At 43.1% G+C, this 9142-nt stretch carries 12 protein-coding genes; 2 read left to right on the top strand and 10 right to left on the bottom strand.

Annotation, left to right across the window (positions count from 1 at the left end; translation table 11 throughout):
* Window positions 1-320 precede the first annotated feature (320 nt).
* Window positions 321-608: a hypothetical protein gene (locus tag AC1IR0_RS14835; RefSeq protein ID WP_004647530.1), complete on the top strand. Its 288-nt coding sequence runs from the start codon at window positions 321-323 to the stop codon at window positions 606-608.
* 105 nt (window positions 609-713) lie between these two features.
* Here AC1IR0_RS14835 and AC1IR0_RS14840 read toward each other — a convergent pair whose 3' ends face one another.
* From AC1IR0_RS14840 to pheS, 3 genes are all read right to left on the bottom strand, one after another.
* The gene (locus tag AC1IR0_RS14840; RefSeq protein WP_004278269.1) at window positions 714-1010 is read right to left on the bottom strand and encodes an integration host factor subunit alpha; all 297 of its coding nucleotides are present in this window, start codon (window positions 1008-1010) and stop codon (window positions 714-716) included.
* A complete protein-coding gene (gene pheT, locus AC1IR0_RS14845) occupies window positions 1007-3388 on the bottom strand; it encodes a phenylalanine--tRNA ligase subunit beta (RefSeq protein ID WP_409655577.1) in 2382 nt (793 codons plus the stop codon). The genes AC1IR0_RS14840 and pheT overlap by 4 nt, the downstream gene beginning before the upstream one ends.
* A 135-nt stretch (window positions 3389-3523) precedes the next feature.
* Window positions 3524-4504, bottom strand: a complete 981-nt coding sequence (gene pheS / locus AC1IR0_RS14850; protein WP_004278272.1) for a phenylalanine--tRNA ligase subunit alpha — start codon at window positions 4502-4504, stop codon at window positions 3524-3526.
* 159 nt (window positions 4505-4663) lie between these two features.
* Here pheS and AC1IR0_RS14855 point away from each other — a divergent pair, with 159 nt between their 5' ends.
* The gene (locus AC1IR0_RS14855; protein ID WP_409655573.1) at window positions 4664-5689 is read left to right on the top strand and encodes a hypothetical protein; all 1026 of its coding nucleotides are present in this window, start codon (window positions 4664-4666) and stop codon (window positions 5687-5689) included.
* Between the two features lie 186 nt (window positions 5690-5875).
* Here AC1IR0_RS14855 and AC1IR0_RS14860 read toward each other — a convergent pair whose 3' ends face one another.
* The 7 genes from AC1IR0_RS14860 to AC1IR0_RS14890 form a co-directional block, all read right to left on the bottom strand.
* Window positions 5876-6013, bottom strand: a complete 138-nt coding sequence (locus AC1IR0_RS14860; protein ID WP_017398042.1) for a hypothetical protein — start codon at window positions 6011-6013, stop codon at window positions 5876-5878.
* Between the two features lie 262 nt (window positions 6014-6275).
* On the bottom strand, window positions 6276-6584 hold the full coding sequence (locus AC1IR0_RS14865; RefSeq protein WP_479741520.1) for an N-acetyltransferase family protein: 309 nt from the start codon (window positions 6582-6584) through the stop codon (window positions 6276-6278).
* A gap of 155 nt (window positions 6585-6739) precedes the next feature.
* A complete protein-coding gene (rplT, locus tag AC1IR0_RS14870; protein WP_004647525.1) occupies window positions 6740-7099 on the bottom strand; it encodes a 50S ribosomal protein L20 in 360 nt (119 codons plus the stop codon).
* Between the two features lie 11 nt (window positions 7100-7110).
* Window positions 7111-7305, bottom strand: a complete 195-nt coding sequence (rpmI, locus tag AC1IR0_RS14875) for a 50S ribosomal protein L35 (protein ID WP_004278281.1) — start codon at window positions 7303-7305, stop codon at window positions 7111-7113.
* 194 nt (window positions 7306-7499) lie between these two features.
* The gene (locus AC1IR0_RS14880; protein WP_004732949.1) at window positions 7500-7922 is read right to left on the bottom strand and encodes a YqaA family protein; all 423 of its coding nucleotides are present in this window, start codon (window positions 7920-7922) and stop codon (window positions 7500-7502) included.
* 7 nt (window positions 7923-7929) lie between these two features.
* On the bottom strand, window positions 7930-8220 hold the full coding sequence (locus AC1IR0_RS14885) for a hypothetical protein (protein WP_004732951.1): 291 nt from the start codon (window positions 8218-8220) through the stop codon (window positions 7930-7932).
* Between the two features lie 74 nt (window positions 8221-8294).
* Window positions 8295-8915, bottom strand: coding sequence for a glutathione S-transferase family protein (locus AC1IR0_RS14890; RefSeq protein WP_253146991.1), 621 nt, complete (start codon window positions 8913-8915; stop codon window positions 8295-8297).
* Between the last annotated feature and the right edge of the window lie 227 nt (window positions 8916-9142).

Consider the following 9142-nt stretch of genomic DNA (forward strand, 5'->3'; position numbering starts at 1 on the left):
ATGTAAACTTATTTTTAAGTTTTTGATTAATAAAATATTCAGATTAAAAATTGTATAACTTTTAAGTATTTAATAAGCCTTTCTCCAATCTAAATCTTTCATTCCATTGTTATTTTCTGTTAAAAACTTCTTATTTTTTATCGTTTTTCCGTACTTTTTTGATCATTGCCAGTAGCAATTAAAAATGCGCAGTGATAGCATATTTGCAGACCAGTTAGACTGCTCCTGCGTTGTTAGTCCCTAACACAATTAGGAACAATAAAAGCACTTAACAGACTAACTTTGGTTTTTTTTAATCTCAATTTTTAGAGAGTGATGCCATGTTATTCAAAAAAATCGCTATTGCTGCTGCAGTTGCTACTACTCTAGCTTTCGTTGGTTGTGCTAAAAAAGCTGACGACGCTGCTGCTGACGCTAACCAAGCTGCATCTGAAGCTGTAGAAGCTGCATCTGAAGCTGAAGCTGCTGCTGATGCTGCTGCTGTAGAAGCTACTTCTGAAGTTGCTGCTTCTGAAACTGCTGCTGTTGCTGAAGCTGACGCTGCTGCTGCTGTTGCTGTTGACGCTGCTGCTGACGCTACTGCTGCTTCTGAAGCTGCTGCTCAATAATCTTTTAGATTATTCAGTACAAAAAAAAAGAGAGCCTTTGGCTCTCTTTTTTTATTTTAAAAACTGGAACTTAACAATATTGATCCCAGTTTTTAAAAAAGCAGATCAGTTGACCTGCTCATTTCCCACACGTTGACGGAACTTCTGTCCGGCACGGAAGGTGACCACACGGCGTGCAGAAATCGGAATCTCTTCACCCGTTTTCGGGTTACGGCCCGGACGTTGACGCTTATCACGCAACTCGAAATTACCAAAACCCGAAAGTTTTACTTGCTCGCCTGAGATGAGCGCCTGGCTAATCTCATCGAAGAACAACTCAACCATTTGTTTTGCTTCACGACGGTTTAAACTCGTGAGCTCACTTAAATGATCAGCCATTTCTGCTTTAGTTAGTGCTGTCATGAAGCCCTCAATGTCGCTTGGTAAGTGTTTTCTAACACTTGAAGGATATTATCCATACCTGATTTAATTTCAGCATCTTCCAGTGTACGGCTTGGATGCTGCCAGAGAAGTGCAAATGCCAGTGAGCGTTTCCCTTCTTCTACTCCTTGTCCAGTGTACACATCGAACAACCAAGTTGAGTCTAAAAGCTCCCCGCCTGTTTTTTCGATAAGTCCCTGAATTTCGCTAACATTAATCTTATCACTAATTAAAAGCGCAATATCACGTCGAACCGATGGAAAACGTGATAATTCTGTAAAATTAGATACATAAGTTTGCAAAACAGCCGCTTGATCCAATTCTGCTACCCATGTGGTTGCCAGATCAAGTTCGTCTTCAAGTGAGGGATGTAAACGCCCCAAGTAACCAATTGATTGACCATTCACGAGAATTTCTGCGGATTGTCCTGGATGCAACCAGCTACGCTCTGAACGCACATATTCTACTTTGACACGACCAGCAGCCAAAATTTCTTCTACATCACCCTTAAAGTCAAAGAAGTCCATTGCAGCGGGTTTCACATGCCAAGATTCAGCATGACGTGAACCAGTCGCAATCAATGCAAAAGTTGGAATCTGTTTTAAATCATGGATGCCGCTGGCTTCTTGATAGTCAAAACGCAGACCGAGCTCAAAGAAACGTACACGGCTTTGCTGGCGGTTGACATTGTACTGAACACAAGGAATAAGGCTAGATAGCAAGGTTGAACGCATCACTGCCAAATCACTTGAAATTGGATTGGCTAATACTAATGGATTCACACTGGAATTAAGTTGCTTTTCAAGCTTTAGGTCTGCGAAGCTAAAGCTGATCGCTTCTTGGTAACCTAAAGTTACCGCGGTTTGACGGAGTTGGCCCAATTCAAACTGATCTTGGTATTTCGCCAGCTTCACATCAATCACAGGCAGGCTGATTTGAATATTGTCATAACCGTGAATACGCGCCACTTCTTCGATCAAATCTTGGTAAATCACCATATCATAACGATGTGATGGCGGTACCACTGACCACTCGCCTTCTGCTTTTACTGTAACTTCACAACCTAAACGGCTTAAAGCATCAGTAATGAACGCTGAGTCAACACTATAACCCAGCAGTTGATCGACTTGTGCCTGATTCAACTCAATTGCGTCGCGTGTTGGCAATAATGCTGCATTTTCGGCAACTGTAATTGGTCCAAACTCACCGCCCGCAAGTTCCGCAATCAATTGTGATGCGCGGTGCATAGCGATCAATGGCAATTCAAAATCGACACCACGTTCATAACGCTGAGAAGCATCGGTATGCAAGCCAAAGCTACGTGCACGACCCGCAATATGCAGTGGCGCGAAGAATGCAGATTCCAGGAAAATTTCAGTGGTTGCATCGCTGACTGCTGAAGACAAGCCGCCCATAATACCGGCAATGGCTAATGCTTTTTCATCATCTGCAATCACCATCACTTTTTCGTTGAGTTCAACTTCTTGTTCATTGAGCAAAACTAACTTTTCAGCTTCCGTCGCTTGACGTACATGTACCGCACCTTGAACTTTACCGCCATCAAATGCGTGTAGCGGTTGACCCAGCTCCATCAGCACATAGTTGGTAATATCGACCAGAATGCTGTGCTGACGAATACCTGAACGCGCCAATGCTCTCTCCATCCATACAGGAGTCACAGCCTTGGTATTGACGTTCTTGATGACACGACCCAAGTAACGTGGGCAGCCTTCAGTCGACACAACGACTTTCTTTTCGTCGCTAATAGTCGCAGCTACTTCTTTAATTTCAGGGGCAGTCACTGGCAATTGGTTAATCACACCAATCTCACGTGCGATCCCGCGAATACTGAAACAGTCACCACGGTTTGGTGTGATGCTGATATCAATCACGTTATCGTCTAGATCTAGATATTCACGGATATTCACGCCTACAGGTGCATCCGCAGGAAGCTCTAACAGACCATCAATTTTATCTTCCAAATCAATTTCTGAAGCGCCGCACAGCATGCCTTGTGACTCGATACCACGTAGCTTGCCTTTCTTGATTTTGAAATCACCCGGAAGTACTGCACCAATGGTCGCAACCGGTGCTTTCATGCCAGCACGTACATTTGGCGCACCACATACAATTTGTAGAGGCTCACCTGAACCGATATTGACAGTGGTCACACGCAAGCGATCTGCATTAGGATGTTGTTCTACCGTCAGGACTTCCCCCACCACTACGCCAGTAAAGGGTTTAGCTGCAGGCGCAAGTTCATCCACTTCCAGACCCAACATGGTCAGTTGATCAGAAAGTTTTTCGCTATCGATGGCTGGGTTAACCCATGTGCGTAGCCAATTTTCGCTAATTTTCATTGATATAAAACCTGTAATTCAAATCTCTAGAATCCCCCTCTGCTCCCCATTTTCCAAAGGGGGAGAACTCCATCTATTTCGCGGAGTCCCTCTCCTTTTTAAAAGAAGAGGTTAGGAGAGGATTATTAAAAAGTTTTAAGCAAACTGGCGTAAGAAACGCACATCGTTTTGGAAGAACATACGTAAGTCATTTACGCCATAACGCAGCATTGCAAAACGTTCAACACCCAGACCAAAAGCAAAGCCTTTGTATTTTTCAGGATCAATGCCTGCAGCTTGCAGCACATTCGGATGCACCATACCGCAGCCTAATACTTCTAACCAGCGACCGCGTTCATCCATAATATCCACTTCCGCACTTGGCTCGGTGAACGGGAAATAAGATGGACGGAAACGTACTTTCAAATCTTTTTCGAAGAATTCGTTCAGCAGGTTAATCAGCAAACCTTTAAGTTCCGCGAAGCTGGTATTTTCAGCCACGTATAAACCTTCGATCTGATGAAACATCGGTGAGTGGGTTTGATCCGAATCACAACGGTAAACACGGCCCGGACACACGATCTGGATTGGTGGCTGCTGTGTTTCCATGGTACGAATCTGCACACCAGACGTATGCGTACGCAGCAAATGGTTCACATCGAAATAGAAGGTATCGTGCATGGCACGCGCCGGGTGATGACCCGGAATATTCAGTGCTTCAAAGTTGTGATAGTCATCTTCAACTTCAGGACCTGTTGCAACCGTAAAACCTGCCTTGGTAAAGAACTGGCAAATACGCTCTTGCACCTGGGTCACTGGATGGATACTGCCCACCTGTTGGCCACGACCTGGTAAAGTAATATCAATGGTTTCGCTTGCCAGTTTTTGTTCTAAGGCAGCTTTATGCAATTCTGCCTGACGTGAGGTCAATGCAGCGGTAATAGTTTCACGTACAGCATGGATTTGTGCGCCGAAGACTTTACGTTCTTCAGGATCCATTTTACCAAGCGACTTAGATTGTTCCGCGAGCTGGCTTTTTTTCCCCGTAAATTGCACTCGTACTTGATCAAGTGCAGCAAGGTCTTGAGCTGCTGCAATCGCAGCGAGCGCTTCAGTGGTCAGGGCTTCCAGTGACATAGTAACTCTCAAAGCAACAGGTTAAAAAATATTTTAAAAACCCCACATTCTAACAGTTTTTAGACACTTTGATGAAGATGCGTTTTAAGGAAAATTAGATTGGCATGATTAAATATAAAAAGTATAAGATAAACACAATATCAATCAGATCAAATCACTATGGCACTCGATCAAATTTGGAAACAGCAACTAACCCTCGTCACTTACGGCAATGAGTATTTGACTCAAGACCTGAGTTTCAATCGTTGGATTCAACATTCCATTTTTAATCAGCATCAGTTTGCCTTTCGGGATCTGATATCACAACACCTGCTGGCCCAGCATTTCCAGATCTGGCTGGAAGGCCTGAAAAAACAAGGCGTGCGTCGCCTCAGCTTGCATCGCTCTGATTTACTGGTTGATGAAAAAAATCCGAATGCCAATATCGAGCTATTACCACTGGCGCATTTTATTGTCAGTCATGGCGCTAAAACCAAAACTGCCTGGATCATCGGCAAGGAACTGCCTGAATGGTACAGCGCAGACAATGATTACGAAGCACCTAAATCACAGCAATCCCCTTTACGCCATGAAACATTCTGGTGTTATGAGCTAAATCCTAAACTGGCCAAGCGCATTGATGTCGATCTGGAAGCCCCAAACTGGGATGATATTCAGGCCTATACCGATCATGAACTGTTTGAAAGTAGCCTTGCCCAAGATTTTACCGAACCTGCATATACCAATTTGCCTTATTACGGCACCATGCCTGCCATTCAAGCCGATAGCGAAAGTCATTTGGCCTTAATTCCCACTGACTATTCAGCGGATTATGCTCACCAGACTTTGTACCGCCTAGACGCCTTAAATGACTTTATTCAAACGAAAATCCAGCATCCCTATCGTGCAGATGGCGAAGTACTCAGCCCGGAGCAGCAACTTAACCTGCGACATTTTTCGCAAAAAATTGATGATTTAAGTGCTAAATTCATCAGCAAAGTCGCCAATCACTATAAAACTGCACAGCTAACACCAAAAGTTGCACCTGACCCATTTGTCGGTATGAGTACCGAAGACCGCTCACCAAAAATTTCTAAAGCAGAAAAACCTCAGGCCCCAGGAAAATCCAGTTCGTCTGCAAATGTGCTGACCTTAATTGTGATTACCGTGATTATCTGTCTGATTGGCTACTATTTCGGCCTTTAACATTTTACCAGAAAAGATTGAACATCCCGGGCAGAATTCAATGGAGATGTTGATACTCAGGAGCAGACATCAGCTTGAAGTAATACTGACGATTTTTGTGATGAGTTTTGATCATACAACCTATTATAAAATTGAGGTGAAGCATCTGCCTGAAAATTTCAGCATTGTTTGAATAAGCCAAAGCTGTTATTTGCTGATCGCCCGGAAATGCTCTCTTAATTGACCGATGGATATATTGAGATAAAAGGATAAATCTAGCCAGATCACGGTATCAATCTCCGCCCATTTGACCGGAATGCTACGCGTATAATTACCATCGATCATATAACTGGATTTCACCCTGCCCTATATTTTTGTCACTGATGTTAGCTCGAGCACTAAATTATTTCCCATGATCCGGGTGGATTAAAAGTTAGAGATTCCATTGATAATATAAGTCTTTAAGATTTTCGCCCAGATCACTGGCATCTCCTTCACTGACAAAATAGGCGCCGGTCTTTTCATAAAAATAACGACTGGAATTCAGGTTCAATATGCTGCATTGCATATGCTGATAGGATTTTTCTCGACTTAAACCCAGACCCAATTAAACCAAATCACGTCCAATGCCGCGACCTTGAATATTTTGAAGCAAATAAAGTGCTCTCAATTCACTGATTGGCGCATCTACCGGAAAATTAAAGGCAGCAAATCCGAGCACCTGAGCATTTTCTTCATAGACAAATACCCGTCGATTTTCCTGTTCAAGCACAGAACGCCACAAAGTGGCTCTTTGTTCTACACTCAACTCATCGAGAATTTCTGGTTTAATGACATTTTGATAGCTTTCACGCCAGCTTTGTACATGCACTTGGGCAATCGGCAGGACATCGTGTTGGGTGGCAAGTCGAATCATTATTTTTAAGCCTTATTTTTGATTATGCAATTTAACAATGACTAAAAAATATAAGATTTACAATACTGATTTTTAAATAATATTTAAAATGACTACTTTTATTTAAGCATAAAAAAAGACCACCAAATGGCGGTCTTTTTTCAAGTCATAAAGACTTATGCAGCCAATGCATCTTTAGCTTTAGAAGCTAAAGCAGCAAACGCAACTGCGTCATGCATAGCGATGTCAGCAAGTACGCGACGGTCGATAATCACTTGAGCTTTTTTCAAGCCAGCGATCATACGGCTGTACGACAAACCATTTTGACGAGCACCAGCGTTGATACGTGCAATCCACAAAGCGCGGAATTGACGTTTCTTCTGACGACGGTCACGGTAAGCATATTGACCAGCTTTGATTACCGCCTGGAACGCTACGCGGTAAACGCGTGAACGAGCACCATAGTAACCTTTAGCGCGAGCAAGAATTTTTTTGTGACGGCGATGAGCCTGTACACCACGTTTTACACGAGCCATTTATAATCTCCTTAGATGTACGGGCACATACGACGAACTGAAGCAACGTCACTTACGTGAACCATTACACAGCCGCGCAATTGACGAATACGCTTAGCAGATTTTTTGGTCAAAATGTGGCGTTTGAACGCTTGTTTACGCTTAAAACCGTTAGCAGTCGCTTTAAAGCGTTTAGCTGCACCACGGCGAGTTTTCATCTTAGGCATAACAACCTCTTTTGAACACCTGTTCGGCTCGTTTGCACCATTACAAAACGACCTGCAGGTAAGGGAGCGAGTATTCTAAAGCATCTTTGTTTAAAACAAAAGCATCTTCAGCCAATAAGCGAATTTAAAGAATGATTTTAGGATTTCAGTCTGAAAAAATATCCAAGACTGAATCAGGAAAATTATTTTCAAGTTTAGAACATGGCAAAGGCCGCATAGACAAACAGATAACGTCCAATTTTAGCGATGCTGACCATCAGCAGAAAACGGACGAGGTTTTCTTTTAATAGTCCCGCAATCAGGGTAATCGGATCACCAATGATAGGCACCCAGCTCAGCAGTAAAGACCAGTAACCATATTTCTGATAGGTCTTTTGCGCCTTGAGCATCTTATCTGCTGAAACCGGGAACCACTTTTTATTTTTATAATGTTCAATCTTGAGACCCAGATACCAGTTCACACAAGACCCCAGAATATTGCCCAGACTGGCCACGGCAATTAACAGCACTGCATGCTGCTTGTTCTGCACTAAAAGCCCCAGCAAAACCGCTTCAGACTGTAAAGGTAGTAAGGTCGCTGCACCAAAGGCCGACAGAAACAGTAAAAATAGGCTCATTACAGCATTAATGGCTCAAGCCCATTTTTTTCTTGGCTTTACTGTATTCCCAACTGGACCAAACGACTGCCGTCACCATCGCCATGATCCGCGCCCACTTATACTGCTCATTGAGCGGTGCAATTGCAGCACGGAGAATCTGCTGATCTTTGGTATTTAGGGCAGCAATCACCTGATCGATATGCACAATTTCAGCAACATACAGCACTAAACATGCAGCAATGCCGAAAAGAATGCTCCAGTAAATTCGGGTATTACTTTCAACAATCTTGGTAAAGTTCAGAAGAAAATCGTTCATATATCCATCCAATAAAAAACCACCGTAAGGGTGGCTTTATTTGCTTAAGGCTATTTTAACATAAAGGCAGACGCTTAACTGACCTGTATTGCCAACGCTTTCTGAACCGCAGGACGAGCATTCAAACGATCGATATATTTGGAAACTTCAGGATAGTCTTCCAGAGTGATCTGCTGCCAGTCATGCCGTAATAACCAAGGGAAAATGGCCATATCTGCAATCGAGTATTCGCCAGCCACATACTCCTGCCCGACCAGCTGTTTATTCAACACCCCATATAAACGCTTGCTTTCATTGACATAGCGCTCTGTGGCATAAGCAATCCGCTCAGGTGCAAAACGGCTAAAGTGATGATTTTGCCCGAGCATCGGCCCCAAACCGCCCATTTGCCACATCAGCCACTGTTCGACCTGAATACGCTTCACTTCATCAGTTGGATAAAACAGACCTGTTTTGCGACCTAGATATTGCAAAATCGCACCTGACTCAAAAATTGAAATGGCGCGGCCATGTGGCCCATCCTGATCAACAATTGCCGGGATTTTATTATTGGGAGAAATAGCCAGAAAATCGGACTGGAACTGGTCATTTTCCAGAATATTGATGGGAATAATTTGATATTCCAGCTCCATTTCTTCTAGAGCAATACTAATTTTATGGCCGTTGGGGGTGCTCCAATAATATAAATCGATCATTTTCTTTTAATACTCCCTGCACTTTTGCTGTGCGATGATGTACTCAACATAGAGGATTTAGAAAGAAACAACAAGCCTGCATTTAAAAATTATTTTTCAATAAATATCAAAATCTTATTAGGGCGTGTCCTCATTTGGCTTTACACCAAATAAATATGCAAGCAATGTAAATCATAGACTGGTAATTTCGTGCAAGCTTATCAAATCGGGTTGCAATCGCTCGGAAA

It is taken from the genome of Acinetobacter sp. 129952 (genome assembly GCF_056642055.1).